The organism is Leptothoe sp. LEGE 181152, assembly GCF_032906605.1.
Taxonomy (GTDB): domain Bacteria; phylum Cyanobacteriota; class Cyanobacteriia; order Phormidesmidales; family Phormidesmidaceae; genus Leptothoe; species Leptothoe turfae.
On sequence record NZ_JASATU010000062.1, the window covers coordinates 321,551 to 347,906 of the forward strand.

Annotated in this window: 18 protein-coding genes and 1 pseudogene; 10 read left to right on the top strand and 9 right to left on the bottom strand. The window is 44.5% G+C overall.

Going from position 1 to position 26,356, the window contains the following annotated elements:
* The first annotated feature begins 282 nt into the window (after positions 1-282).
* From QGP82_RS28905 to QGP82_RS28915, 3 genes and pseudogenes are all read left to right on the top strand, one after another.
* Positions 283-3,975 (top strand): CHAT domain-containing protein, encoded by a 3,693-nt coding sequence (locus QGP82_RS28905; RefSeq protein ID WP_163667401.1) that lies wholly within the window; start codon positions 283-285, stop codon positions 3,973-3,975.
* A gap of 63 nt (positions 3,976-4,038) precedes the next feature.
* Positions 4,039-6,294 carry a ShlB/FhaC/HecB family hemolysin secretion/activation protein gene (locus QGP82_RS28910; RefSeq protein ID WP_499061749.1) on the top strand — a complete coding sequence of 752 codons (2,256 nt, stop codon included), beginning with the start codon at positions 4,039-4,041 and terminating at the stop codon, positions 6,292-6,294.
* 456 nt (positions 6,295-6,750) lie between these two features.
* Positions 6,751-7,822 (top strand): annotated as a pseudogene (locus QGP82_RS28915) (ISAs1 family transposase); the annotation flags it as partial.
* A gap of 435 nt (positions 7,823-8,257) precedes the next feature.
* Here QGP82_RS28915 and QGP82_RS28920 read toward each other — a convergent pair.
* Complete coding sequence (locus QGP82_RS28920; protein ID WP_499061750.1) at positions 8,258-9,808, bottom strand: bifunctional pantoate--beta-alanine ligase/(d)CMP kinase; 1,551 nt, start codon at positions 9,806-9,808, stop codon at positions 8,258-8,260.
* Between the two features lie 165 nt (positions 9,809-9,973).
* Positions 9,974-10,888 carry a septal ring lytic transglycosylase RlpA family protein gene (locus QGP82_RS28925; protein WP_499061751.1) on the bottom strand — a complete coding sequence of 305 codons (915 nt, stop codon included), beginning with the start codon at positions 10,886-10,888 and terminating at the stop codon, positions 9,974-9,976.
* 593 nt (positions 10,889-11,481) lie between these two features.
* Between QGP82_RS28925 and purM the strand changes: the two genes are divergently transcribed.
* Positions 11,482-12,546 carry a phosphoribosylformylglycinamidine cyclo-ligase gene (gene purM, locus QGP82_RS28930; RefSeq protein WP_499061752.1) on the top strand — a complete coding sequence of 355 codons (1,065 nt, stop codon included), beginning with the start codon at positions 11,482-11,484 and terminating at the stop codon, positions 12,544-12,546.
* A gap of 66 nt (positions 12,547-12,612) precedes the next feature.
* Complete coding sequence (locus QGP82_RS28935; protein ID WP_163667415.1) at positions 12,613-13,443, top strand: prohibitin family protein; 831 nt, start codon at positions 12,613-12,615, stop codon at positions 13,441-13,443.
* 117 nt (positions 13,444-13,560) lie between these two features.
* Here QGP82_RS28935 and QGP82_RS28940 read toward each other — a convergent pair whose 3' ends face one another.
* Positions 13,561-15,228, bottom strand: a complete 1,668-nt coding sequence (locus QGP82_RS28940; RefSeq protein WP_499061753.1) for a serine/threonine-protein kinase — start codon at positions 15,226-15,228, stop codon at positions 13,561-13,563.
* A 303-nt stretch (positions 15,229-15,531) separates the two neighbouring features.
* Here QGP82_RS28940 and QGP82_RS28945 point away from each other — a divergent pair, with 303 nt between their 5' ends.
* Positions 15,532-15,960: a HEPN domain-containing protein gene (locus QGP82_RS28945; RefSeq protein WP_163667421.1), complete on the top strand. Its 429-nt coding sequence runs from the start codon at positions 15,532-15,534 to the stop codon at positions 15,958-15,960.
* Between the two features lie 9 nt (positions 15,961-15,969).
* On the opposite strand, the gene QGP82_RS28950 is transcribed toward QGP82_RS28945, so the two are convergent.
* Complete coding sequence (locus tag QGP82_RS28950) at positions 15,970-17,376, bottom strand: MFS transporter (protein ID WP_499061754.1); 1,407 nt, start codon at positions 17,374-17,376, stop codon at positions 15,970-15,972.
* Between the two features lie 209 nt (positions 17,377-17,585).
* On the opposite strand from QGP82_RS28950, the gene QGP82_RS28955 reads away from it, so the two are divergent.
* Both QGP82_RS28955 and QGP82_RS28960 read left to right on the top strand, forming a co-directional pair.
* Positions 17,586-18,140, top strand: coding sequence for a phosphoribosyltransferase (locus QGP82_RS28955; RefSeq protein WP_163667426.1), 555 nt, complete (start codon positions 17,586-17,588; stop codon positions 18,138-18,140).
* A 115-nt stretch (positions 18,141-18,255) separates the two neighbouring features.
* Positions 18,256-19,326, top strand: coding sequence for a WD40 repeat domain-containing protein (locus QGP82_RS28960; protein WP_499061755.1), 1,071 nt, complete (start codon positions 18,256-18,258; stop codon positions 19,324-19,326).
* A 207-nt stretch (positions 19,327-19,533) separates the two neighbouring features.
* On the opposite strand, the gene proX is transcribed toward QGP82_RS28960, so the two are convergent.
* Positions 19,534-20,538, bottom strand: a complete 1,005-nt coding sequence (proX, locus tag QGP82_RS28965; RefSeq protein WP_499061756.1) for a glycine betaine/L-proline ABC transporter substrate-binding protein ProX — start codon at positions 20,536-20,538, stop codon at positions 19,534-19,536.
* Positions 20,539-20,888: 350 nt separating this feature from the next.
* On the opposite strand from proX, the gene QGP82_RS28970 reads away from it, so the two are divergent.
* Entirely contained in the window at positions 20,889-21,347 is a 459-nt protein-coding gene (locus QGP82_RS28970; protein ID WP_499061757.1) for an arsenate reductase/protein-tyrosine-phosphatase family protein, read from the top strand.
* Positions 21,348-21,371: 24 nt separating this feature from the next.
* On the opposite strand, the gene QGP82_RS28975 is transcribed toward QGP82_RS28970, so the two are convergent.
* The 4 genes from QGP82_RS28975 to QGP82_RS28990 form a co-directional block, all read right to left on the bottom strand.
* Positions 21,372-21,926, bottom strand: coding sequence for a GrpB family protein (locus QGP82_RS28975; protein ID WP_163699011.1), 555 nt, complete (start codon positions 21,924-21,926; stop codon positions 21,372-21,374).
* Between the two features lie 30 nt (positions 21,927-21,956).
* The gene (locus tag QGP82_RS28980; RefSeq protein ID WP_499061758.1) at positions 21,957-22,631 is read right to left on the bottom strand and encodes a glutathione S-transferase family protein; all 675 of its coding nucleotides are present in this window, start codon (positions 22,629-22,631) and stop codon (positions 21,957-21,959) included.
* Between the two features lie 112 nt (positions 22,632-22,743).
* Complete coding sequence (locus QGP82_RS28985) at positions 22,744-23,367, bottom strand: TetR family transcriptional regulator C-terminal domain-containing protein (protein WP_163667443.1); 624 nt, start codon at positions 23,365-23,367, stop codon at positions 22,744-22,746.
* A 148-nt stretch (positions 23,368-23,515) separates the two neighbouring features.
* The gene (locus QGP82_RS28990) at positions 23,516-24,607 is read right to left on the bottom strand and encodes a DUF362 domain-containing protein (RefSeq protein WP_499061759.1); all 1,092 of its coding nucleotides are present in this window, start codon (positions 24,605-24,607) and stop codon (positions 23,516-23,518) included.
* A gap of 503 nt (positions 24,608-25,110) precedes the next feature.
* On the opposite strand from QGP82_RS28990, the gene QGP82_RS28995 reads away from it, so the two are divergent.
* On the top strand, positions 25,111-26,172 hold the full coding sequence (locus tag QGP82_RS28995) for a hypothetical protein (RefSeq protein WP_499061760.1): 1,062 nt from the start codon (positions 25,111-25,113) through the stop codon (positions 26,170-26,172).
* The last annotated feature ends 184 nt before the right edge of the window (positions 26,173-26,356 follow it).

Below are 26,356 nucleotides of genomic sequence, written 5' to 3' on the forward strand. Positions count from 1 at the left end.
CTTCAAATATCTTTAGAGTAAATGCTCTTAAATTGAGATGTATGAAAACGATTAGCGTTGATACGTGAGTTTGACTATAATTTTAGGCGAGTAAATAATAAAAAAGCAAAGGTTGTTTGAGAAGATTAATATCATAACAGTTGAAAGCTTGATAGCTTGATTCACGTACATTTGCTGTACTTAGAAAGGTATCTTCGTTTGTTTAGTAATGAGAGAGTAATGTGTTTTTGTTAGATTTTTATGACATTTAAATTGATAATGATGTTTGTTTTGACTTAGCTTTTGACTCTTTTAACCACTGATTATGTAAAGGGTGTTTCGATGTTCAAGATTGAGAACAAGATAGTTTGGCGAATTTTAGGTCGTTCAGTCTCTTTAGGACTTCTCTCGCTTATATCTTCTGAGATAGTTGAGGCGAACCCTGTTCCTTCTAATGATGGAACAGGTACTATTGTTACTATTGAGGGATCTCAATTTAATATTGATGGCGGCCAATTTTCAAGAGATCAGGCAAATCTTTTCCACAGCTTTCAGTCGTTTGGGCTTACCCAAGAGCAGATTGCCAATTTCTTATCCAATCCTCAAATTGAAAATATCCTAGTACGTGTGGGCGGTGGTCAGGCATCCCTGATTGACGGACTTTTGGAGGTCAGTGGTGGTTCATCGAACCTGTTTTTCATGAACCCTTCTGGAGTTGCCTTTGGACCTAATGCAATTCTAAACCTGCCAGCTGATTTCATAACCACTACGGCGAACGGTATTGAGTTTGAAGACGGTTGGTTTAGTGCATCAGGTGTCAATGACTACACGTCCTTATTAGGTACCCCTCAAGGTTTTGCATTTACAGGGAGCCAACCTGGTGCGATTTTAAATCTTGCTGATTTATCGACCCAGTCTGGCCAAAACTTGGCTCTGGTTGGCGGTACAGTTATTAGTTCAGGTACATTGTCAGCTCCCAATGGAGAATTGTTGGTGACTTCTGTGCCAGGTAACCAAGCCATTCGTATTGGCCGACCTGGTAGTTTTTTGCAACTTGAAGTTAAATTACCCAGTGAACTGGAGTCTTTGCCCCAAGATTGGGCATTACCAGTTTTGTCTTTGCCGCAGATGTTAACTAGCACAGCGGAGGCTGCTAATACCTCTGTAGAGGTCGTATCTGACCAGGTTCAAGTTGCTGGTGGTGAGTTCCAAGTTTCACCAGGAGATATTTACGTTCAACAAGCAGATGGTGGTTTTCTAAGCCTTTTGTCAAGTAACGATTTAACCTCGGTTAGTGGAGATTTTCAGGCAACTCAGGACCTGCAACTTTCTGCTAATGATGCTCTACAGTTACGAGATACCCTAGAAAATCCCTTTATTGCCGTTGCAAGAAATAATTTGCAACTACAGGGCAATCAGTTCGTTGATATCTTAGCACTGACTCATCCTGAGACAGCATTTGCTAGTGGTGGTAATTTGCAATTAGTGAGTAGCCAACCTATCTCGGCTGATGCTCACTTTTCTAGTGGCGGCAGCTTTTCAATTCTTGATCTAGATGCAGCTCCTGGTGACTTTAGGAGTTTATATGACCCCATTATTAGTGCTAACGGTGATGTTGTATTTGGTGACTATATAGGGTCTTCTCTCAAAGTTGAGTCACGAGGAAGCATTCAAGGTGGCAATATAATTATCACTTCTCCTGATGTAGGCCTCACCGGTTCTGATCCAGACATTAGACTTTTAACAAGTGCCCGTACGGTTATTCTTCGGGCGGGATTAGATACTCTAGCAAATCCTGATAACCTCCCCGCCTCAGCTGGAAGCTTTTTCTTTCCGACTCAATTTGAACCAGTTGATGGACTTTCAAATCCAGGAGATATAGTTGTAGGTAATATTCAAACTAGTTTCGGTGAAACTGGGGGGAATATTCTACTCAATGCAGAAGGCAGTATTACGGCTGGTAATTTGGATACATCTACCTCGTCTTCAGATGCAACTGGAGGCTTAGTTAACATAAATGCAAGTGGTAATATTACTTTAGGTAATATTAGATCTACTGCACGAGAGAATAGAGGTGGTCAAGTTACTATTAACTCCGCTTCGGGCGACATTGTTGTAGGTGATATTGATGCTTGGGCTTTTAATGGTCCTGGCGGAGATATTAATATCTCCGCTATTTCGTCTACTGGTGATGTTACTACTGGCAACCTTCGAACCGAGAGTTTTGGACAAGATAGAACAGGTGGGACTGTTAGTCTTGCTGGAAGCAGCATATCGACGGGAACAATAAATTCTAATCTAATTTCTACGACTTCATCGACGTTAATTGAACCTCCTCCAACATCAACTTTCGTGTCTTCTCCAGAGGTTGAAGCGGAGATCAACACGGCTGAGTTAGACGCACAAAGAAGCGAAGAGTTTGAACAGTATTTTGGTCGTGACTTTACTCGCAAAATTGTAGATTCCAGTACTATTCGATACGCTTTGCATGAAATGGAATTACAGGAGCCATCTACTAAGGCTGCTGTAGTATATATATCTTCTGATGATAAGCGTGTTTTTATCCGTGTTGAAACAGCTCAAGGTGGAGCTATTGAAATTGAGAGCATTGCTGATTTTGAGCAAAAGCTAACTGAGGAAAGGAGAATTGATCCTGATGATCCCGAAGTTGATGATTCTGGATTCGTTTTAGATAAAGCTGTTTCTCACGATGCGCAAACTGGCTTAAACTCTGCTCGTAGTAATAGTAATATCTATAGAAGAAAAAATCAGTTAGCAGAGATATTGGCGCAAAAAGAGCCAGAGCTTCTTTCTTCTGAGGCTGATGATACTGAGAGTGAGCAATTTGAGCTTGAAGAAACTAATGAAGTCTCTCGTGATAGTTTAGTGGAAGAGGTTGAAAATCTATGGAGAGAGATTCAAAAGCCAGGTACGGATACCCATTTGCAGTATTCTGATCGCTTATACGATTTACTCATTCGTCCAATCGAGGCTAAGTTTGAAGAAGAGGGAATAGAAAACATCAATACTCTACTGTTTTCTATGGAAAGTGGATTAAGACTTATTCCCCTTGCTGCACTCTACGATTCGGAAACAGATCAATACCTCACTGAGAAGTATAGAATTAGTGTTATTCCAAATTTTGAATCCCTTGATATCCGTCGTAGTGATTTGACGAAAGCAGATGTGCTAGCAATGGGGATCTCTGAGTTTCAGAATTCTGATATATATCCTCCTCTTAGTGCAGTTCCGTTAGAACTGAAGCTTATTCAAAATATATGGAACGGTAATACTAATGGAGGTGATACTGAATTTGAGCAGTCTTCAAATCGTTTTGTTGAGGTAAAGTCGAATCAACAGGTTACGTTAGACAACGTCCGAAATGCGCGGAGAGATCATCCGTTTCAGATTGTTCATCTTGCAACCCATGCAAATTTTAGTGCAGGCAGTGTTAGTGATTCTAAAATTCAACTGTGGGATACTACGCTACCCTTAAATGCTCTCCAAATTGATACACTTAATTGGCGGAAACCACCAATTGATTTGCTGATTTTGAGTGCTTGTCAAACCGCTTTAGGTGACTCGAACGCGGAACTTGGTTTTGCTGGGTTGTCTTTGCAAGCAGAAGTTAAGTCTACATTGGCTAGTCTTTGGTATGTCAGTGATTTGGCTACATTAATTTACATGATGGAATTCTATCGTAGCTTAGGTAGTTCGAAGACAAAAGCAGAAGCCGTCCAAAAAACTCAGCTAGCTATGTTAGATAAACAGCGTCTTCGACAGAATCTTCAGGAGTTAGAGATCATAATAGAATCTTTATTAGTGAGCCAAGATGCTACATGGGCTAGTAATACTGAGGAAGTATTGACAGAAACTGCAATTCAAGGAATTAGAAATATCCGAAAGAGATTGCGCGAAAATAGGTCTGAAGTTGTAGAGCAACTGAGTCATCCTTTTTACTGGTCTGCTTTTACCTTGATAGGGAGTCCTTGGTAAGTATTGCTAGAAGCAAAGTTCTTTGTTCTTTGAAAAGAATTTTTGCGCTTAAGCAGATTTTACATGGTTGTTGGTGTTTTCTTTAAGATGTATTCTATCTCTTCCAGTCGGCATTATGTTCTGTCATTTTTTAGTTTTTCCCTTGCTTTGTCAGTCACTACATCTACGCAGGCTCAACCTTCTGAGGTGCAATCGAAAACTCTTAAAACTTCTTTGTTAGAACAACCAGTCAGTCTATCGGGAAATTTTGCCTTAGAGAATTCTAGCCTTCACTTAGAATATGAGAGTAGTAATGCTAACATTACTACTCTAGTAGGAACTAATTCTGAAGGCTTCAATGATGTGGGCATTTCTGTTTCTAATTTGGATTCAGATCCGGCGGAAATAGCTGACAATGTTCCTGTCAATGTGGTTTCAGGTGCTACATCATTTGTTTGTAGCCAAGATGATGTCTTAAGTGTCTCCTCCAATCAATTGATTGAATATGATGATCATGAAAATATTGTTATTTTAGAATACTGCTTTAGTGAAAGTTCTTTGTACGATAGAAGAAATGGAGACAAAAAGAATGAGGAGTTTGCGGCAAAGCTTGATGCTCTTCTTACTCCTTTCCTTGGACAAACAGTGCTACCTGCACAGATTAGGAATATTCAAGAGGCTGTAACGCTACAATATCTTAGTGCTGGTTATATTACGTCTCGCGCAATAGCTCCACAAGTATTGCTTGATGGGACTTTATTAATTCCTGTAATTGAAGGTTTTATTCAAGATGTAAGGGTTACGAGTCAATATTCTTCAGAGTATATCTACGATAGTGAGAGTAAACCTGTAGATAATGAAGAGCTTATACTTCAAGAACTCGAACCTCAATCCTTATTAGACAACTTTGATGAGACAACAAGAAGCTTGGAATCTAGCGTAGAACCTATAAGGCTTGGAGAGCGCACTCCTTTAGGAAACTATATTCGAGCACAATTGAGACCGGTAATAGGTGATATACCGATATCAGATGATATGTTGGGCTTCGAATTTGAACGCCCAGTTAATTTGTCAGATTTAGAAAGCTATGTCCGTCTACTTGCTTTAGAGCCTCGCTTTGAAACGGATCGTACCTTATCAGTATTACGTGTTCCGGAATTAGAGCTAGGGGAAGATACGTCTCTTGAAGGGGGCAGCATATTAGATATCACGGTACAGGAGGTTGTTTGGGATGTCGAAGCATCATTTAATAACTACTCACCACCCAGCCTAGGAGATCTTGGACTCGATTGGAATGCAAACTATTTTAACGAATACGGCGAGACATTTGTAGTTAACGGGCGACTAAATTTGGATGAGGATACTACTGGATCTGTTTTTAGCTCTGAGGATAGAGATATTTTGAGCGATGAATTATTTTCATCTTGGCAGGTTAGTTATAGTCCTCCTCCAATAAATCGTGGATTAGGGCGCTTAAATTTCAACGTATCTCATGATCAAAATGATGTTGTGCAGGGCAATTTTGCACCCTTTGGTTTTCGTTCTGATACTGAAAGATACTCCCTAAATTATCGTCAACCTTTAATTCGTTCGCTTCGCCGAGAATTAGCTCTCGAGTTTGGTTTCTCAGTCGAAGAAAATCAGACCTTCATTGGGAAAACGCAGCCTTTCAGAGTTGGTTTAGGCCCAGATGATTCTGGTGTTAGTCGTACATCAACGCTATCCTTCGCTCAAGAATATACTGAACGGGATAGTGATGAACTATGGCTTCTACGTTCTCAGTTTAATTTGGGGTTAGATTTATTTGATGCCACCAGCAATGACTCATCCATTCCAGATGGTCAATTTTTTAGTTGGAATGGTCAAGCCCAGTTTCTTAAGACACTGAGCAACAAGCACACTTTGTTTACTCGTGCGTCAGTCCAACTGACTCCGAACAGTTTACTACCGCTTAACCAATTTGTAATGGGAGGAGCACGTTCCGTTAGAGGCTACCGAGAAAACTTTCGTTCTGGCGATAATGGCATAGTTTTTTCTGTAGAAGACCGTATAGATTTTGATTTGCTTGGTAGCGAGAAGCTACAATGGTTAGACTTACAAGTTATTCCATTCGTTGATGCGGGGTGGATTTGGAATAACGATAATAATCCTAATCAGACATTAGATCCTAATTTTATTGCAAGTGTTGGAATTGGCCTGCAAGCTAACATCCTAGAGTCAGAAAGGTTGAAAATTAGACTAGACTACGGTGTGCCACTCGTTGATAGAAAGGAATTGGATAGTAGCTTGCAAGATCAAAGATTACATTTCAGTATTAGCTACAACCATCACTTTCACTGAGTTAATGCTGTTCCTATAGTATTAGATTAACCTAGATCTATACCTATTATGTATACGCCTTATTCCAGGTTAAACATTTGGCTTAGTATTTGATGAGAAGGTGTATAAAACGAACTCTGTATTCAACCTAGACTACTAGATGGACAACTCTTAAAAAACACAATAACTATTCACAGTTGCTTATGGAAAAGCTGACTCACTTCAAAAAATATATGGACATATCTACATATTGTTAGGCGATAGCAAAGATACTACTTTAATTGTTTTTTTAGAGCATCGTATCACTTTAACGGTTTTACTATAGTAATAATTCTTGGTTTATCAAATGCCTAGATGAACCGACTATGCTTTTTCTGCACTCAGGGAGAATTCGTTCAAGGTATAAAAACTACAATGCCTGAATAACGTATGTTTGGGGTGTTGAGGATGTCAGTCAGTCTAATCGAAGAGTTGAAAACTATTCGTGATTTTCGCTCTGGCAAAGGTCGTCGGTATCCCCTTTGGTTGATCTTGTTGCTGATTGTGATGGGGACAATGAGTGGTTGTCAAGGGTATGCCGCTCTGGAAGACTTTGGCACCCGTCACTACTCGGTCCTCTGTGACGCCCTAGACTTAACCCTGAAAAACAAACGATTACCCTCTGATACAACCTTTCGACGGATCTTAGAGCGTCTTAACTTTCAAGTACTCAATGCCCATTTTGAACGATGGGCCATGCAATATACCGATATCACTGCCAACGATTGGATGAGTCTCGATGGCAAAAGTATCAAAGGGACCGTGATTGAGGGGGGCACAGAGTATCAAAATTTTGTCACCTTAGTGTCGTTGTATGCCCAATCTCAAGAGACTGTGTTGGCTGTCGAGCAATTTGAAACTCATCAGACGAATGAAATCAAGGCCGTCCAAACCCTCTTAGATCGCCTGCATCTGACATCGGTGGTGTTCACCTTGGATGCTATCCATGCACAAAAAAACAACTGAACAGATCATAGACGGTGACAATGACTATGTGATTACCCTCAAGGCGAATCAACCCACACTTTATCAACAGGCTCAGATGACAGTAGAAGCGGCCATCCAATCCAGTGACTATGACCAGTTCATTGACATTGACACGAGTCGTAATCGCTATGTTTGTTGGATTGTTAAAGTTGTTAACGACCTGACGGATATTGACCTGGATTGGCGAGGGCTATCCTCAATCATTGAGGTCACCCGCTGTGGGCTCAGAGAAGGTAAGCTTTTCCATGAAGTTCATTACTATATCAGTTCCCTTCAGGCTACGGCTGAATCACTTGCCCAAGGCATTCGGGGGCATTGGGGGATTGAAAATCTAGTGCATTGGGTCAAGGATGTCGTCATGGGAGAAGATCATGCTCCTTTTGCAGCTTTTAATGCAGCGACCAACTGGTCCATTATCCGTAATATGGTCATCAATATTGCACGGCATAATGGCTATCATTCTTTGACCAAAGCTAGGCGATTCTTAGCTCATGACATTCCAACAATTCTTTCCTTTCTTAAATGAATTCTCCCTGCTTTTTCTGCACTTTTATTCATAAAGTTAGACATCTTCAATAGATGTCTAACTTTATGATACAGATGCGATAGCTTATGAGTTTTTACAACACCTTGTCTAGACTCAAGCTTAATAGTGGAAAAAGCGCTTTAAAAAGAAAAATGCCTGACCCCATAAAGCCCCCAGGGTCAGACAGCTCACCTGTAAAACGCATGGATACAAGATTCAAATAAACCATCCAAATGCCCCCTCGGATGATTAGTCGCCTTGCACGCGTTCTTCAGAATTAGCTTTATTTTCCCCTGCTTATATGGGTAAAAGCTTCCTCGTAAACACGTAAATTAGAGCCAAAATTGACGGAAAATCTGAGCCAATTTACGTATATTTACCCCTGGTTTTTATGGGCGGTCTGAGCAGGAGGCTAGTCGTTATCAGTGTGTGTTACTCGTCATCACTGACAACTTTTTCTTTATAGAGGGTCAACAGCTTATCCAAGACGCTTTCAATGGCCAGAGAATCTGTAACAACTTCAATGGCATCATCTGCTTGGCGCAGAGGAGAAATCTCTCGCGTACTGTCTTTATGGTCACGCTCACTAATGGCTTGAGCCAAATCAGACAGCTCAGGAACAGGCTGGTTCTGGTTAGCCAAGTCTCTTTGACGACGACGAGCCCGTTCTTCAACGGATGCTGTTAAAAAGATCTTGAGCTCAGCATCGGGGAAGACATGGGTCCCAATATCTCGACCATCTGCCACGACACCACCGGTTAGGCCATATTGCATCTGCTGTTTGACCAGCGCTTCCCGCACAGAACTCTGGGCGGCAATCGTGGATACGTTGGCAGTGACCTCTGAGGTGCGAATAGCTTGGGTTACCAATGTATCGTTTACCCAGACTTCCGGGGGGTGAGGGCCTGCATCGGTAGGAGTTGCAACAAGCTTGATCTCACACTTAGGTAGCAGGTCAGCAACAGCAACTTCATCGTCTGGGTTGCATGCCTGGGCAAGAACGTACCAGGTAAAAGCACGGTACATAGCCCCAGTATCTAAATAAAGCAGACCCAATTGCTGAGCCAACTGCCTAGCCACCGTTGATTTACCAGCACCAGCGGGACCATCAATGGCAATGATGGGTCGCCGTGCCCGTAAAACGACGTTATCGATTAATCGTGTAGTCCCTACAAATGCTGCTACTGCCAACATACCAACTGTTTCAACTTTTTCTAAGGGGGCCAACGTATATGGATTTACCAGTTCGATGTACTGGGGAGCGACAGCGGGTGCCGTTTCTAAGTACTGAAAGACGATGCAAGCGAGAGAATGTTGCGATCGCACACCTGCTTTAAACTTCTCTTTGGCTCTCCTTAACCCCCGATAGAGTATAACTGCTTGTTGACGTTCCTGCTCGCTTAAATACTTATTCCTAGAACTAAGGGCTAATCCGTCCGCTTCTCGCACAGTTGGGCAACCAATGATGCTTCCTGGCAGATTTAAGTCCTTAACCAATCGGCGAATGATGGCTAATTGCTGCGCATCCTTTTGACCAAAATAAGAGCGCTGTGGTCTCACGAGGCTAATAAGTTTCGTGACGACCGTGGCGACTCCGTTAAAGTGTTCAGGGCGAAACTGTCCACACAGGGGTCTCGCCAATGCGGGAGGGGGCAAAACTGTAACCAGAGCGTCAGCGTCTTGAAAATTAGGTCCGTAAAGGTCTAACGCTGTTGGCGCGAAGATACAGTCAACGCCAGCAGCTTCACACATTCTGGCATCTAAGTCTAAGGTTCGCGGATAGGCTGCGAGGTCCTCATTGGGGCCAAACTGTAGGGGGTTAACAAAAATGCTGACAATGACCAACTCACTATCGCGTCGTGCCCGATGAATCAGACTGAGATGACCTTGGTGCAATGCTCCCATGGTAGGCACTAGACCAATGGAGCCAGACTGTTTGCGTAGCCAACATCGCAATCCTTCTATCGTTTTTAGTAAACGCAAGACAGTCTCCTGGCAACCGCCTTAGACACAAGGTTTAACGATAGCAGACGGCCTAGTTGTCTTACTAAGACAATCATCTAGGGATAGGCCCGTAGCCTGTCTCTAGATGATTGCAACACTTGGGTGTCGCCATGGCCACATAGGGTTAGACCTGATTGACCCAGACTAACGCAGCACTTCAACTTGTACAGGACCGACACCAGCTGCTTGCAGCCCAATGGCACTGGCCGCACCAGCTGAGAGGTCAATGATGCGCCCACGGCTGAAAGGGCCACGGTCATTGATGCGGACCACAACCTGCTGACCATTGTTCAAGTTGGTGACCCGAACTTGAGTGCCAAAGGGTAGGGTGCGGTGAGCGGCAGTCATGGCGTATTGGTTAAAGGATTCACCACTGGCACTCATCCGACCGTGAAATCCTGGCCCATACCAGGAGGCCATGCCACTATAGCTAGAACGGATGGCTGCCACTTGCTGTGGTTCGGGTCTACCGATGACTTCAGTAATGGGCTCTGTCGCACCATCACCGATAAGACGGCGTAACCGATTGGTAATTTGCAGAACGTTTTCTGCGTCATTTTCGGTGGCATCGGAAAGCTGCACTGTTTCACCCAGGGTGAGCAGCGGGCTGTCTCCAGCTTTGACCATGTAAGTGCCGTCATCCCAATGGGCGGTGAAATCTGTGTTGCGATCGCTCAATTGCTCCAGCTGTGATGCCATTTGAGTTGCATCAGCAATAACCCTGTTGGTTGTAGCTTCTTCTAGGGGCACCCAACCAGATACAACCTCAGCTGTATCAGATGAATCGATGTAGGTTAATACGGGAATATCTTTAACGTAAACCGTTGCAGCTTGCCGACTTTCATGGGCATGGGCATTAACGCGAACGGTGGTCGTCGACCGATTAAATTTCTGAAGCGTATCGGTTGAAGACGACTCCAAGGACTGGTCGTTGACTGAAACCTCAAACGCTCCACTGGGACCTGTATCAAAGGTTTGGGCATGGACCCGTTCAGGAATCGAAACGGCAGTGGCAAGCAATGTGGCAACTGCTACACGACCAATAAACTTTTTGTTCATAAATCAGAGTGCACCAGGCATATGCGTCTACATCGCAGAGCGAGAAGTGGCAAATTCAATGGATTGAATAGGGTAGCTTCAAGATGACAATGCATCGCGGACAAAATAAAAATTGGCAACGCGAGCTAATTTATCACGAAGATTTTGCTGTTTGGAACCGCATTTTTGACCGGGAAAACAGACAATGGCCTAGCGGAACATCTTTACAATTTCTTCATTCGCCAGTTACAGGCTTCGACAGCCAAGGCTTATAGACGGTTTTCTAGCTGTCCTAGCAGACTAATTAGTTTTTGAAAAATTATGTATGGCTTTGCAATGATTACAGATTATTAATAGATGCCAAATAACCTTACAGTTCGTTTTTAGACTTTGTCCCCGTGGTAGGTCTAGTTTCCATGACCAATAATGTTCTTGTCAACGGACATATCATGAAGATTCTATAGGTTTGGGCATTGTCTTTGGGTATTGTCTTTAGGCATTGTCTACTGGAGGTATCGCCCATCTTCCCTTAGGGGCTGAGGCCCTTAGCGCGTAGGGTGGGCATTGCCCACCGTCCACAAGTATTCTAAGGGATGCTATTTCTTGTAAGGTCTATGGATTATCGACAGGCAGGGGTGGACGTTGAAGCAGGTCGTGCGTTTGTGGAAACTATTCGCAGCCTGGTGGAAGGAACTCGCCGTCCTGGAGTGTTGGGTGGTTTAGGTGGGTTTGGCGGTTATTTTGAGCTTCCCGAGGGATATTCTCAGCCCGTTCTGGTTTCGGGGACAGATGGTGTAGGTACCAAACTCAAGTTGGCCCACATGTTGAATCGTCACAATACAGTGGGCATTGATCTTGTGGCCATGTGTGTCAATGATGTGCTGACGTCAGGGGCGGAACCTCTCTACTTTTTAGATTATTTGGCTACGGGGCAATTGGCCCCTGAGCAGCTGACCCAGGTGGTAGCAGGGGTGGCCGAGGGGTGTCGTCAGTCGGGCTGTGCCCTATTAGGTGGAGAAACGGCTGAGATGCCTGGATTTTATGGTCAGGGTGAGTATGACATGGCCGGATTCTGTGTCGGTATTGTCGAAAAAAGTGCCATTTTAGACGGTTCTCGGGTGCGCATAGGGGATGTCTTAATTGGACTACCCAGCAGCGGTGTGCACAGTAACGGCTACAGTCTGGTGCGCAAAATTATGGCGGAAGCGCCCCGGCAGGAGTCTTTGGGTGGGCAAGCCGTAGATCGATCGGTCGGTTATGGCTGGGATGAATGCCCGGAGCTATTGGCGGGTCAGTCCCTGGGCGAGGTGTTGCTGACACCCACTCAACTCTATGTAAAACCAGTGTTAGCTGCCCTGAAGAGTGGCTTAGAAATTCACGCTATGGCTCATATTACGGGGGGTGGTTTTCCTGAGAACTTGCCTCGTTGCCTCGGTGAAAATCAATCTATATATATAGAGGCGGATAGTTGGCCCATACTGCCGGTATTTAAGTGGTTACAAGCAGCTGGCAATGTAGCGACTGCTGAAATGTTTAAAACCTTCAATATGGGTATTGGTTTTGTACTGGTTGTACCTGCTGATCAAGCCGAAGCTACGTTGGCTCATTTTCAATCTGCCTATCAAATTGGCACTGTGATTGATGGAGATAAAGTGGTCACCGGGTTGCCAGAAGGTTAGGATACGTTGGGGAAAGAAAATTTTGTCTAAAAAAATTTTCCCCATCTACACTCGGAGGAACTAATTTTGAGCGCTCGGACGGGTAGCTGGCAGCCAGCTGCGATCGCACTTTTGGCCATTATTACCGGCCTGATTTTGACCAGCACTTTGGTCATTATTAATCCTGGTCAGGCCGGTGTCTTAAGCATTCTAGGGAAAGCCCAAAATGCCCCCTTGCTAGAGGGGATTCACATCAAGCCACCCCTGGTGTCTTTTGTGGATGTTTACGATGTTACGGTTCAGAAATTTGAAGTGCCCGCTGAAAGTTCCACTAAGGATCTTCAGGATTTACGGGCTCGATTTGCCATTAACTTTCGGTTAGATCCTAGCAATATTGTGGAAATCCGCAGAAAGCAAGGAACGTTGGCCAATATAGTTACCAAGATCATTGCCCCCCAGACCCAGGAATCCTTTAAGATTGCTGCTGCCCGTCGTACTGTAGAAGAGGCGATTACGCAACGAACTAAGCTAAAGGAAGATTTTGACGATACTCTCAGTAGCCGTTTAGAAAAGTACGGCATCATCATTCTCGATACGAGTGTTGTTGATCTCTCATTTTCAGAAGAATTTGCCCGAGCGGTAGAAGAAAAGCAAATTGCTGAGCAAAGTGCTCGTCGAGCTGTGTATGTAGCCCAGCAGGCTGAACAAGAAGCCCAGGCAGAAGTCAACCGGGCCAAAGGTCGCGCCGAAGCCCAGCGTTTGTTGGCTGAAACATTAAAGGCCCAAGGGGGGGAACTGGTGCTTCAGAAAGAGGCCATTGAAGCCTGGAAACTCGGTGGTTCCCAGATGCCCAGGGTGTTGGTTATGGGAGATAAGGGCGGTCAGGTACCCTTTATCTTCAACATGGAAAACGAATAGGCGAGAACGTAATCACGTTGTTGTCGATAATTACGCCTAATTACCAACCCCGATGTAGAGACGTTCCATGGAACGTCTCTACATCGGGTCTCGTTTTATATGAGAGATCTCGGTTTTCTAACGTACGTGGATGTGAATAAACCCGTTATCATTGCGTTCGATGCTGCCGGTTAAACCGTTGTGCTCAAAGGGAAATTGATTTGCCTGACCGGTACGTACCTGTTCTAACCCCCCTTCAATCTCTCGGGTAGATTGTCCATTGAGCATACCTGCTAGCGCTGTGCGCATGATTAAACGATCGTAAGAAGGGGCAAAGACGGCCTCGGCTTGCTGAATAGTGTCACCAGCAGCATTGTATATATAGGCAACGGTTGCTCTATTGGGATCTAGCTCGTATACAGCCGTTGTGGCTGATGGAGACACAGACTGTCGTGTGGGTTCCCCCAGGCGATTAACAACAGCTGTTGCCGCTGTGCCAGGGGCAAAGCCAGGTACGGGTACGATACTGCCATTGCCAGGTGTAGCAGTATTGGGATTGCCACTGTCTTTTAATATTAGTCGTGGCGATGTGGCAACAGGTGTTGGCGGTGCGCTCTCAGCAGTTGTTGGATCCGGAAGGACTTCTGTTGAAGTGCTGGGTTCTTCTGCTAATGTTTCCTCTGGCTCAGGTTGGGGGACTTCGGGAAGTCTAATCTCTGGCATAGAGACTTCAAAGTCTTCTGTCTTGTCCCTTACATTACTGACCGCTTGGCGAACAGCAATATATACGCGATAGCCTAAAAATCCTGAACCTGCTATCAGTCCCAGGAGCATAAGAGAAAAGAATGTTTTAATAACGCCTGGACCCTGTCGTTTCTGTTGTTGCTTCTCCTTAGCACCAGTTTGAAAATCATCCTGACCTGAAACATAGCCTGAAGGGCTGCCAGGGGCCACAACCTGGGTCGCTTGGGTGGTGGGTGGTTGTATCCCCTGTTTGTTGGCTGCTGGTAACAGCATTAGCCAGGTGGCAATTGACTGGGGGCGCTCAGTTAGTTGCAACGCCATGCCCTGGAGGATTGCCTGTTCTGTGCTGGGGCTGAGAGTGGCGTTGATCTGTCGAGGGGGAGTGAGGGGGTGGTGCGATCGCACTACAGAGGCTACCGGCACTTGACCGGTGACAGCAGAGTAGAGGGTGGCCGCTAAACCATAAACATCTGAGGCCGCTGAACGTCTTGCCTTGGGCAAATACTGCTCTAGGGGAGCGTAGCCTTCAGAAACTAAATTTGTATGGGTTTGGGTTTGACCACTCACCAGTTCTCGGGCAATGCCAAAATCAATCAAAATCGCATTGCCCTGGTTAACCATGATGTTTTGAGGTTTCACATCGCGGTGAAGCAAGCCTTGGGCATGCACGGTTTGTAATGCACTGGCAATTTGTCGAATATACTGTAAGGCTAGGTCTTCCTGTAAAGGTCGATTGGGAAAAATAAGCTCTGATAGCGGTTGCCCTGGAATAAAATCCATGACCAGATAGGGGCGCTCCGCCTCGATAAAAAAGTCAGTAACGTTAACGATATGGGGATGCTGGCACTGAGCTAAACGACGTGCTTCTGCCTGAAACTTTTGCAGTTGCTGATCGTTTTCTGCATCATTGGTTGGCCAACGTAGCGTCTTAATGACGACTACTTGATTGAGGCTTCGGTGCATAGCGCGATAGGTCACCCCAAAACCGCCGCGTCCCAGCTCGTTCTCGATGACGTACTTTCCGTTTTGGAGACGGGTGCCCACCAAATTTATGCCGCTCACCGTGCCACTTTGTATAATTTCACACGATTACCTCTAACATAAAATTTCCTTGAGTGCATGATATTAGCGACAGCCTAAAAACTGTGCCATGGGTTGCTGTCAAGATAATCCTAGACAAGATATGACCCAATGTCTCAATCGTTTTAACCTCTTGGGAGCAAGGGGCTTAATATATCTGACTATCCGTGGTAGGTTCAGAATCATATTTTCATATCTTTTAAAGAAATCTTTAAGATTGGGACCAATTTATGCTTTAATGTCCGCTGGGACGGATATTTTCAATGTTTTCCGGAGTTCTTGTTCATGAAGTCTGAGCAGAAGCAACGTCTTTTAAATGCAAAGGAAAATATAAAGGCAGCTCAGCTATTAGCCCATAGTCACTTTTACGATATTGCTATTTCTCGCGCCTATTACGCCATGTTGTATGTGGCTGAGGCACTTCTCCTGGAGCAGACTGCAGCTGTACCTACTCAAAATGAAGCTGTCAATAGTCTATTTTCAGAACAATTTTCAGAAAAAAGGCCTCTATTTCAACCCTATAGTGCATATCTAAACGATGGCTTAAACGCAAGACTGCGCGCAGATTATTCTCATACAGATAAAGCCACCCTGGCTGATGCTAAGCAACACATTAATCGTGCTAACGCGTTTTTAGATTTAGGTAAGCATTATCTCTCTACTGAAATAGCGCCAGCAGAGCCAGCGGAAGTTGGTGCTCGCCGACGCAGTTAGTGGTGTTGCCTACTGCTGTATTTGTTTACGGCGTTCAGCTAGCTTAAGTAGGGTTTCGGCATGGACTGCTTTGGTGATGGGATAGAAGTATGCCAGCACCATGCCACCCACGAGTAAGATCAAGGGCACAGGTCCCATAAAAAAGCGAATTGCCCACAGTGCAGAATCTGGCTGTGTGGCAAAGCTTTTGTCGAATCCTGATGTTTCTAGCGCTAAACTGACGAGAAAAATACCGACAGCAAGCCCTATTTTTTGTAGCAAAGTCATAAATGCATAGAAGGCCCCTTCACTACGTTGCCCTGTTTTGAGTTCATTAAGTTCGATCACATCTGGCAAAATCGACCAGGGAACAACATAGGCTGTGGCTACACCAAAACTGGCAAGGATACATAGTCCATACATGGTCATGAGTTGCCCTGGCTGTAGGGAAAATAGAGCAATTTGCACCATTGTCCAAACGCCAGCTCCTAAAAAGTAAAGCCCTTTTTTACCAATACGTTTAGCCAATAAGTTGCAGACAAACATCATCAGAATGGCCGTACCTTGTACCAACAGTGCGGCTAAAAAATAATCATCGGCTCCCATCCAAAAAGTCACGTAGAAGGGAATGATGGCGGCTGTAATCTGGAGCGCCAGCCATGAAAAAAGATAAATTCCTACGACAAATAGAAAGGGGCCATTGCTTAAAACAATTTTTATCTGCTGTAAAAATGAACCGTTGTTGTCAAAATCGCTGTTTTTAAGCGATTTCCCGAGATAAGCTGCCTGTTCTTGAGAGTGCCGAAATGTGCCAAAGACACACCAATAGATCGTTGCAATTGAAATGCCACCCCCCAGGATGCCCAGGATGCGATATTGCTGTTGGGGATCTGTGGTAATTTGACCCACCACCAGGCCTAACGCCAAAATTAGCACCGCCCCTGCTAAGGAGAATGACAGTCGAAAGGATGTAAGCTCTGTCCGCTCGTCATAATCCTGAGTCATTTCGGCGGTCAGAGTCGAGTAAGGCAAGTTTGTCGTCGTAAAAAATATCTGAAATACCACAGAAACAAAAACGTAGTACCAAAACAGTACGTTTTGATTGGTACTCCCTGGAACAATCCAATTTAGGAAAAACGTAGCTCCAAATGGAATGCCCGTTAGCACTATCCATGGATAGCGTCGTCCCCAACGGGTGCGGGTGCGATCGCTCAAGATCCCGACAACTGGATCATTGACAGCATCCCAAATTTTGCCAATCAGCAACACGGTGCCTGCTTTGAGCGGGTCTAATCCAGCAACATTGGTTAAGAAAATCAGAAACGAAAACGCTAATAAATTAGAGGTTAGACCCGCTCCCATATCCCCGGCACCGTAGGCCAGTTTTGTAGACCAAGTCAGTTTTGGAGGATGCGATGGTTTGCCTGAAGTTTCCATAGTGTGGAGAGGTTGCTAGAAATTATTAAATCATCTGTAGAATGAGGCTCAAACCTGACTGTATCGTCACACCAAGCGTCACACTAGAATCTTTGTACGCTGCCATTGCCTGGTGGGGCAACGTTTTTAAGAAAAGACGCTGCTTTCAGGCCATGTAACAACGCTATATTATTGCCCTATTGGTGTCCCCCCTTTCCTCCGAGTTATCCATGTCCGTAACTTCAGATCTTGCAGCTACTAGGCCTTCTACCGATACTGATCTTTATGTGTCTTGGTCAGACTACTACCAAGCCGTTGAAAATTTAGCAGTCGCTATTCATCAGTCAGGATGGCAATTTAATCAGATTGTCTGTCTGGCTAAGGGCGGTCTGCGGATTGGAGACGTTCTTTGTCGTATTTATGGTCAACCGTTGGCTATTCTCTCCACATCGTCCTATGGCGGTGAAGGCAACCGGACCCGTGGGTCAATCACATTTTCTAGGGATTTGAGTATGACCACCACCAATCTTGGCACCCATGTTCTTTTAGTGGATGATCTGGTGGATTCAGGCCAAAGCTTGCAGCGTAGCATTCGCTGGTTGCAGCATCGATATGGGTTCTATATTGACGATATTAAGACTGCCGTACTTTGGTACAAAGCCTGTTCAGTGATTAAGCCTGACTATTATGTTGATTATTTAGAAACCAATCCATGGATTCACCAACCCTTTGAAAAGTACGAAGAGATGACTATCGATGACCTTGCGGAATCCAAAGAACGATAAATATTAAGCAATTTGGCTGAAAAATACTGTGGTTTAAACCGTATAGTCTGGGCTTTTATGCTGTTTTAGCAGAAGTTGTTTGTTTTTGTTGTTATTGGAGTGAAATAAACTAAAAATGCTTCAAAGAAATCAGCTTCTAGCCCCTTCTATTATTGTTTTAGTGGCGCTTGGCGTGATTGGAACAGTGTTTGGATTAATTTGGGGGAGTCTAAATCAGCACTCAAACTATTCTCAAACGACGACACAATCTGCGGATGGGTCAATAGCAGCGGCACCAACGCCAACACAGCATTCTCTGGCACAGCATACCGCCACGGTACTCAGTGTTGCCATGCAGCCAGAGGCAGCCCTTGTCGCTAGCGGGAGTTATGACCAAACGGTTAAGCTTTGGGATCTAGATACAGGTAAAGTACAGCGTACTCTCAACCATGCAGGGCGGGTGAATAGTGTCGCGTTTACCCCTGACGGAAAATATTTGATATCAGGTGGAGGTGACGGCAACATCGTTGTATGGAACGTTGAAACAGGATTAGAAGAACATATATTTACGGGTCGCTCTGGTCGAATAGTGAGTCTAGCAGTGAACGCTGATGGCACTCTTATCGCTAGCGGAGGCAGTAACGGCACCATTCGAGTTTGGGATCTTGACCTGAGACGTGAATTTACAACCTTGGTGGATTCTGGAGCACAGGTGAACAGTTTGGCATTCTCTTCTGCCAGTTTTCAGGAATTAGTGAGCGGCGATCAAGATGGAGTGGTGACTCTGTGGGATGTTGTGACCTCAGAATCAGTGCGAACTTACAAATCGGGAACGGATAGAATAACAGGTGTTGCCGTTAGTCCCGATGGTCAATATATTGCTAGCAGTAGCTATGATACCAATGTGCAAATTTGGAATTTAGCAACCGGCGTGGCTGAACAAACCTTAAGCGGACATGATTTTGTTGTCGCTAATGTTGTATTTAGTGACGATGGAGGGGTGCTGGCTAGCAGTAGCTTTGATGAAACTGTTAAGGTATGGGACTGGAAACAGGCGGTAGAACGCTGCACTTTGCGGGGCCATTCTGGATTTGTGTATAGTCTTGCCTTTAACCAAGAGGGCACTATATTGGCAAGTGGTGGGTATGATGGCTTGGTAAAAACTTGGCTACTGACAGATGAGAAGACTGGCTGTTTGCCAAGCTAAAAGGCTTATAGGAGGGGGGTAAGTTCTCAGGGATAAGGATTTTATAAATCCAACAATCGTGCTGACAATTATCTCTGAAGAAGCATGCTATAGAACGCTTTTGCGCAAAAATAGGCTCTAATTCAACCCTCATTTCTGAGTTTGAAATCAACTAAAGCCGAGAACTCAAAATTGAAAACCTAGCTGATTTTCTCTAGTTTGCATTTATCACTTGGCAGCCTGTTTGGCATCTTCAATCCAATCGTCAAAGGTGCCTTGGTTGTCGCGGATCCAGTCTTCTGCATGACGACGAATGTCTGCGGGAGTGTTTTCTCCATCACGCATACGCTGATTTTGCAGGCTGACGTCTGTGATGGGAATATTAACGAGTTCAAACCATCGAGCGATGTCTGGATGTGCTCGTAAAAACTGTCGATTGGCTAAAATTTCAATCTGATTAACTTCAAAGCCAAGATTTTTACCATCAATCACAGAGGCGTTTTCTTGAATACCGACAACGGGAACGTCTAACCAGACAACATCCTCATCGGGTACCAGCACACCACTTACCCATAGCGGAGTCCAGGTGTAGTAAAGTACTGGTTTACCTTCATTGTAGCGCTTGATAGTTGTCTCCATCAAGGCAAAGTAATTCTCATTATCGTGCTCTACAGTATCTCGCAGATTGTAATCGTTGAGATGAGATTCGATCACGTCTCGGCATCCCCATCCTGGTGGGCAACCGATTAAGTTGGCTTTACCATTCCCATCGGTATCAAATAGCTTAGCAAGTTCTGGATCTCTCAGATCTTCCAAGCTACCAATACCTTTTTGGGTCGATGTTTCTTTGTCAATTAGATAGCCCTGTAAAGCATTATCGATTAATGGGTTGACTCGTTTTAGTTTTTCATGGCCTCCATTTTCTTCAAAGAAATTCCGATGGAGGGGATTCCAATGAACGGCTGTGTAATCTAAGTAGTCACGGGAAATAGCCTGGTGAATAACGTCATATTCCAACTCAGAACCAGCGATTGGTTTATAGCCTAATGATTCTAAGCCAATATTAATTACCTCTGTTTGAAACAGCTCTTCTAAAGTTCCATAGGCTGAACGAATTACGTTATCTGAACTGACTAATGAAACATTCTGGCTTGTGTCGTTGCTGCAACTAGTAAACAGTGTTAGAGCGCTGAGGGCCGTAACCAGTGGGCAAAATCGTTTCCCTGGTTTCACGACACAACTTGATAAATTAAGCAATAAATCTCTCATGATTAGTCGATATATTCGTCAAGTAATAAAGTTATTGTTATGGGGGTTAATTATATGCTGCATTAATGATAAACCTCGAAAAAAACTCTGGTTTCTTAACTTGTTTTTAACCTTTTCGTTCGTCTTTAATGATACTTAAGTGGCGTCATTTTGTAAGAGATAAACATCTAAATGGTTGCTGTTTATACTTGTTTGATACAGTAACTATGGCGATCTCTTTGATGCAAAGGTTGGGTTGATTTCGATGCTGAAAAATTGTTTTTAAACATACTTACCAAAACTACTAAATTCAGGAAATAAGACTCACAATCAGGATGAAGATTTTATTTGTCTGCGATGGAAACATTTGTCGCAGTCCGACGGCGGCCACCTTCTTTTGTTCTATTTTAGAAAATGGCAGTATTGAGGTTCGTTCAGCTGGTATTTATGCATCGGAGGGGCGACCGATGATTAATAAGATGCAGCAAACGCTTGCAGAGTATGGATTTTCTGTTGAACATTGTTCCCAGAAGATTTCGTCTGAAAATTTGGCCTGGGCTGATTTGATTTTTACCATGACCCGGCCCCAGAAGTTTCTTCTCATCAGTATGGTGCCAGCTATTGCTGATAAGGTATACACAATACAGGAATACATTGGTCATCCAGCCCAAGATATTCCGGTGCCCCATGGTGAGACATTTCAGGCATATCGACAATGTGCTGAATTTATTCAGCGGAGTTGCGTATTGCTCTATAGAGAATTGTGTCAAGCTGGATGCGATCGCAACAAATAGTGCACAATTTTGACAAGTTGTTGACTACTCAACCTTACTTAACCCCTTTGACCAGGCCAGGGCAGCTTCCCAAATCAAATCGTAAACCGGATCTTTAATGTCATAGTATGCATCAATATCATCGCCATGACGCTTGGCAATTTCTCGTTTAATCAGCTCTACAGATTTGGCTGAATTTGGGTGACTACGAAGGTAATCGCGAAATAACAAAGGATATTGTTGATTAGGATTGCCCTCAACTCTCACGTGGATGTTTGCACGCCGTTGCCCATCCGGTTGATGGAAGAATTGTTTTTTCCATAGGTGAGGAGTGGCATCTGCACCCAGGGGAACGTGATCACAGGTAATATGCTCCCGATGGTAATAGCCTGCCTCCGTTAGCTTTTCTGGAATGTTGGGTGTAAGGGCCTGTACGGTGAGCTGAATGTCAATAACGTCTTTTGCTCCCAAGCCAGGTACTGAAGTTGAACCAATGTGGTCAATACAGAGAGCCTGTGCTCCTAAAATTTTTGTCAAAGCGGCTTGAATCACTGCAAATTCTTGGGGCCATGTGGGTTTGTAAGAGTGGATAACGATCATGGTTTTTGTCAATTAATTAAAGCCGTTGAGTTAATTGTTCTGATGCTGTCGCTTTTGCCGCTTCATGGCTATGCGAATCCATCGCTGTAGTAGTTGTTTCCAAGCCTCGAAGTCGACATCACTGGGATTTGTTGCCTGCCAGGCCAGGCGAGCGGTGATGTGATTGTTCCATTGATTGAGGGCAGGATAGTCTGTTAGCCCTATGCCCAGTCTGCAGAATAATGGCACCGTTGCACCCACTACAATGTCAGCCAAGTTTAAATGAGTGTCGCCAAAATAACCTCCTTTGCCCACGTGACTATTCAGAAATGTTAAAGCAGCATTGAGTTGTTGTTTGACATCTGCTGTCAATGGAACATGGTCTTGGTTAATTACTTTAGAGAGTTTTGAGACCAATTCATTGACGGTTACCATTTGAATCATTCTCATGGTTGTCCGTTCCCTATGACATGCCGGTACCAATGGAATATGGGGATGCTGATCCTCTAGATAGTCTAGAATTGCGATGGATTCAATCACGCGAAAGCCATTTTCAACAATCACAGGGATATGGTGAAAGGGGTTGAGGGTGAGGAAATCAGTCTGAAACTGTTCACGTTTACTCAGATCCACGATGACGGGTTGATAGGGAATCTCTTTTTCCAATAACGCTAGCCAAACACGTCGGGAGATAGGCGATAGGGGGTGATAGTAAAACGTCAGCATCGAGTCCTCCTTAATCCTTAATAGAAATAAAATTTAAAAAAAGACCGATCGGTCTTTTTTGAGGAAAAAGCAATGGTGAAAAAAATAACCTGAGGCTAGGTTGGGTGGCTCCCTACTCCAAAAGACCTAGGGGGGTGGAGTCATCTGTTTGCTGAAGGGTTGCAATGTATTGAAATAAATGCTGTTTAGCCCAGGATAGGTGGACGTGATCACCATAGAGATGGCTCATCATTAAAGCACCTTCCAAGGTGGAAATTACAATGGTAGTGGTGGCATCTGCATTGAGTGAAGATTTAATTTCACCATGTTTGATGCCGAGACTGATAATTTTGCGAATCATTTGCCGCCAGTTATCCATGGCTTGGCAGGTGCGATCGCGCAAAGTTGGATGGGTGTCATCGCTCTCAATTGCCGTATTCATTAACGGACATCCCCCTTTGAAAGCGGGTTTATCCACCATGCTGCAAAAGGTTTCAATAATGACCTTAAGACGTTCAATAGAGTGGCGCTTCCCTTGCAGAGCAATTTTGTATTGCTGTGCCACCAAGCCAACGGTAAAGTCAAAAGCCGCCAAGGCTAATTCATCTTTGCTGCTGAAATGGTTATATATGCCTCCTTTTTTTAATCCCGTCGTCTGCATGATGTCAGCCATTGATGTTCCCGCATAGCCCTGCTGGTTAAAAACAACAGCCGCTTGTTGGATAATATGGGCCTTTGTAGTCTGGGCTTTAGACACAGTCGCAACAGGTAAACAAGTTTAGAGCCTGAGAAAATCCTAAAAAGACCGATCGGTCTTTCTTGAAAGTATCAGAATAGCTATCGCCAAGTAAAGTTCACCTGCATAGGTATCTAATCCAATGGTCAACTTTTTCGTAATAGGCGCTTCAAACCAAAAACTGACGAATTTCATCAGCGAGTTGGGCACTCCCTTGATCAGCGGTCACCAGTTCTATTTGCTCGGAGCTAACGGCTCCTAAGCCTAAATCAGCTGCTCGCCTAATCTGAGCCTGATCCCAAATTGACCCACTGGATACTTCGCGAGTTGTGCCTAGCTTGCGTAGCATGGCAATGCCAACCGCATCAATGGCAATGCGATCTGTGCTGGCTAGCATGAGCCCTGCCTGTACCCGCCGTCCCTGTTCAGGACCGCCGCCGACAAAGGCATCTACACCATCAATCATGATGAGCGAGGGGCGATGGGTTTTATTGACTTCGGCGATCATTAACCGTTGGCTGCTAGAGCGATGTAATTCACGCATATAGTCATGGTCATCACCCGGCACATAGCGAGCCACCATGCCGATGGTATTTTTCAGGGACAATGTAAAGTGGCCACCAAACCGATGGGTTTTAAGACAGCAGACATTGACAATGGCATCGGCATTAAGAACAGGCCGGGCGATCGCAAATCCCTGGGACCAGTTTGTGCCAGTCGCTGCAAAATATTGCCAGTCGTCTCGGCTCAACTCATCAAACACAAGGGTGTTGAACCCATAGCGCTGACTGAGATTGAAAACCTGCATTTGGGCCATAGCGTTGCGAGTGTTTGCCATGCCAGACCGGTCACCAACGGTAATAGCGCTTGCTCCAGCTGCCTGAATTTCTTGCACCAAAGTTTCCAATACAACTGGATCTGTGGCAGCTGGAGCTGGATCGCCTGTGTTGTAATTAGGTTTAATAAATACGCGCTTTTGCTTAAAGCTAGGGGGCTGCAACAACGCTATGGCCTGCCTTACACCAGCTGCTCGATCCGTCGTTTTAACAAGAGCCACTCGGTGGGGATTAAGGCCAGTTGCTGCCAGGGGGGTAGCTAAGCTTGAAGATAGCTCTGGGGGGAAGCGAGATTGTTCTGACGTGGAGGCTGATTCTGCACTACATGAATTGAGAACAGGGGGTAAGGTGGCTGCACCTGCCAGTAGCCCTAAATATTTCAGTAGGCCGCGACGAGTTGGTTGTTGGTTGGATTGGGGGGACATGGCAAGCAGAGGCTTTTTGTAACTAGAGATAGATCGCCTCCATTCTGATTAGCGCATATGAGAATTCCCTGAACCCTAATTTCTTACTCACATAAAAATTGCATAACGACATTGATGCTTTGGCCCATAGAACGACATTGATTTCATTCTGTTCGATATACCCTACGTAGCGTTAGAGACCTGATGGATTGACAAAAATCCAAACAATGCATAGCCTTATCTCAGGTGGTCAGACTTTAGGACGTTGTTGGACCTCTTAAGTTTAAGAAATGTAAATATATTAAGTTGATCTTAAGGCCATAGCTAGATAATCAGTAACAAGTTCTGAAGTTTGTACTGAGTTCAGCTTGTCGTTCCAACTGACTTACTTGACTTGCGCAGTGATATGTGAACCGCGTTGATGATTGTTGTGTTGATAGGTAGGAGCTATGGGATCACTCGCTTAGCTGTGGGGACTAATGGTTTGCCGGTGATGGATCTTGTTGGCAAATTGTTTTATAAGTGTGTCAACGTTATTCCGAGAGTCTCGTTTGAAGACAATGTTTGCCGAATCTTCTATAGGGTCATCTGTTTCACAAGAAATTGACTTATCTAAAGTTAATCAATTAGACTCGCCGTCTTCATTCTCTAAAGCTTGGGCTGTTCGCTACATGCGCATGGTCAAGGAAGGAGCATCACGACCCGTCTTTTCTGATGAACGTGAATTGCGGGCTGCAGTTGCAAAGATGCTGCATCAAGATTTGCGCTCCATTAGTGCGAGGGCATGGAACAAAACCGAGCAACTTCTCTCACAACAGGTAGTACAACATCAGTTAGACCCCGATATTATTGACCCATGGGCGATTGCTGGTGATGTGTTTCAGATCTTTGACAGAGCGTTTGAAAGCTACGCCTCATTTGTTTACCCTGAGCGATTTGCCGTCAATATTGCCCCAGATTTAGGCATTATTCGAGCAAAATTTACGGCTGTAGATCCTAGGGTCATTGGCTTTGTCAGTATGCAGTTCCATTACACTGGGCAGCTATTGCTAGAATCAGTTGAACCATCGCAGCGGGGAATATTACAGCTTTATTTCAAAGCAATTGATGATCACCTCTATATGCCGCTGCAAAGAGCCTATGATGCTGCATCGTATTACGGCTATAATTCGTCGGAACTAAAGGTTGTGCGAACGCTTCTACCTCAGAGTAGTACCATTGCCCAGCATGTGGTAACTCAAGTTCTAGAGGTTTTCCCAAGGCACCAGTGCTATAGTGGCTCTTTGGGTTCAACAACTGTTAGGGCCTCTAGTACCCGAGATACAGAAATGTTTCAAATTTATCTTTGGGTCTGTTTACTAGAGAAAAATACCAGTGTTGTTCAGCAAGAACTGTTTCCGTTGTGTGTGATGCTATATCCCACATTCAATGTGAGATGGGAGCTAGTGCGCTATATGCTAAAGCTATTACAACGAGAATATGGTCAGCTGCTCACCTCCGATGAGTTTGCCCTATGTTTACCTCACTTTGATTTACTCCAAACCATATTTTCTGCAGAGGTTGTGGAAGCTGCCTATAGTTTTTAGGTTTTAGGTATTTTTACGTCAAATCTCCGTTGATGCAGAGATGGCGGATAGGTGTGATATCGGCATGGTTAATGATGTTCTGTAAGGCTCTATAGAGCTTTGCTGATACTGTTACGTTGATTCATGATTTGGTTGGCCTTGATGTGACGGAGTTTCAGAGGAATTTTTAGGTGGGTTCTGGAAA

Bases quoted from the DNA above. Each gene is read 5' to 3' on its own strand.
- QGP82_RS28910 (WP_499061749.1), top strand. From the start codon at position 4,039: ATGGTTGTTGGTGTTTTCTTTAAGATGTATTCTATCTCTTCCAGTCGG.
- QGP82_RS28925 (WP_499061751.1), bottom strand. From the start codon at position 10,888: ATGAACAAAAAGTTTATTGGTCGTGTAGCAGTTGCCACATTGCTTGCC.
- purM (WP_499061752.1), top strand. From the start codon at position 11,482: ATGGATTATCGACAGGCAGGGGTGGACGTTGAAGCAGGTCGTGCGTTT.
- QGP82_RS28945 (WP_163667421.1), top strand. From the start codon at position 15,532: ATGAAGTCTGAGCAGAAGCAACGTCTTTTAAATGCAAAGGAAAATATA.
- QGP82_RS28950 (WP_499061754.1), bottom strand. From the start codon at position 17,376: ATGGAAACTTCAGGCAAACCATCGCATCCTCCAAAACTGACTTGGTCT.
- QGP82_RS28955 (WP_163667426.1), top strand. From the start codon at position 17,586: ATGTCCGTAACTTCAGATCTTGCAGCTACTAGGCCTTCTACCGATACT.
- QGP82_RS28960 (WP_499061755.1), top strand. From the start codon at position 18,256: ATGCTTCAAAGAAATCAGCTTCTAGCCCCTTCTATTATTGTTTTAGTG.
- QGP82_RS28970 (WP_499061757.1), top strand. From the start codon at position 20,889: ATGAAGATTTTATTTGTCTGCGATGGAAACATTTGTCGCAGTCCGACG.
- QGP82_RS28975 (WP_163699011.1), bottom strand. From the start codon at position 21,926: ATGATCGTTATCCACTCTTACAAACCCACATGGCCCCAAGAATTTGCA.
- QGP82_RS28980 (WP_499061758.1), bottom strand. From the start codon at position 22,631: ATGCTGACGTTTTACTATCACCCCCTATCGCCTATCTCCCGACGTGTT.
- QGP82_RS28990 (WP_499061759.1), bottom strand. From the start codon at position 24,607: ATGTCCCCCCAATCCAACCAACAACCAACTCGTCGCGGCCTACTGAAA.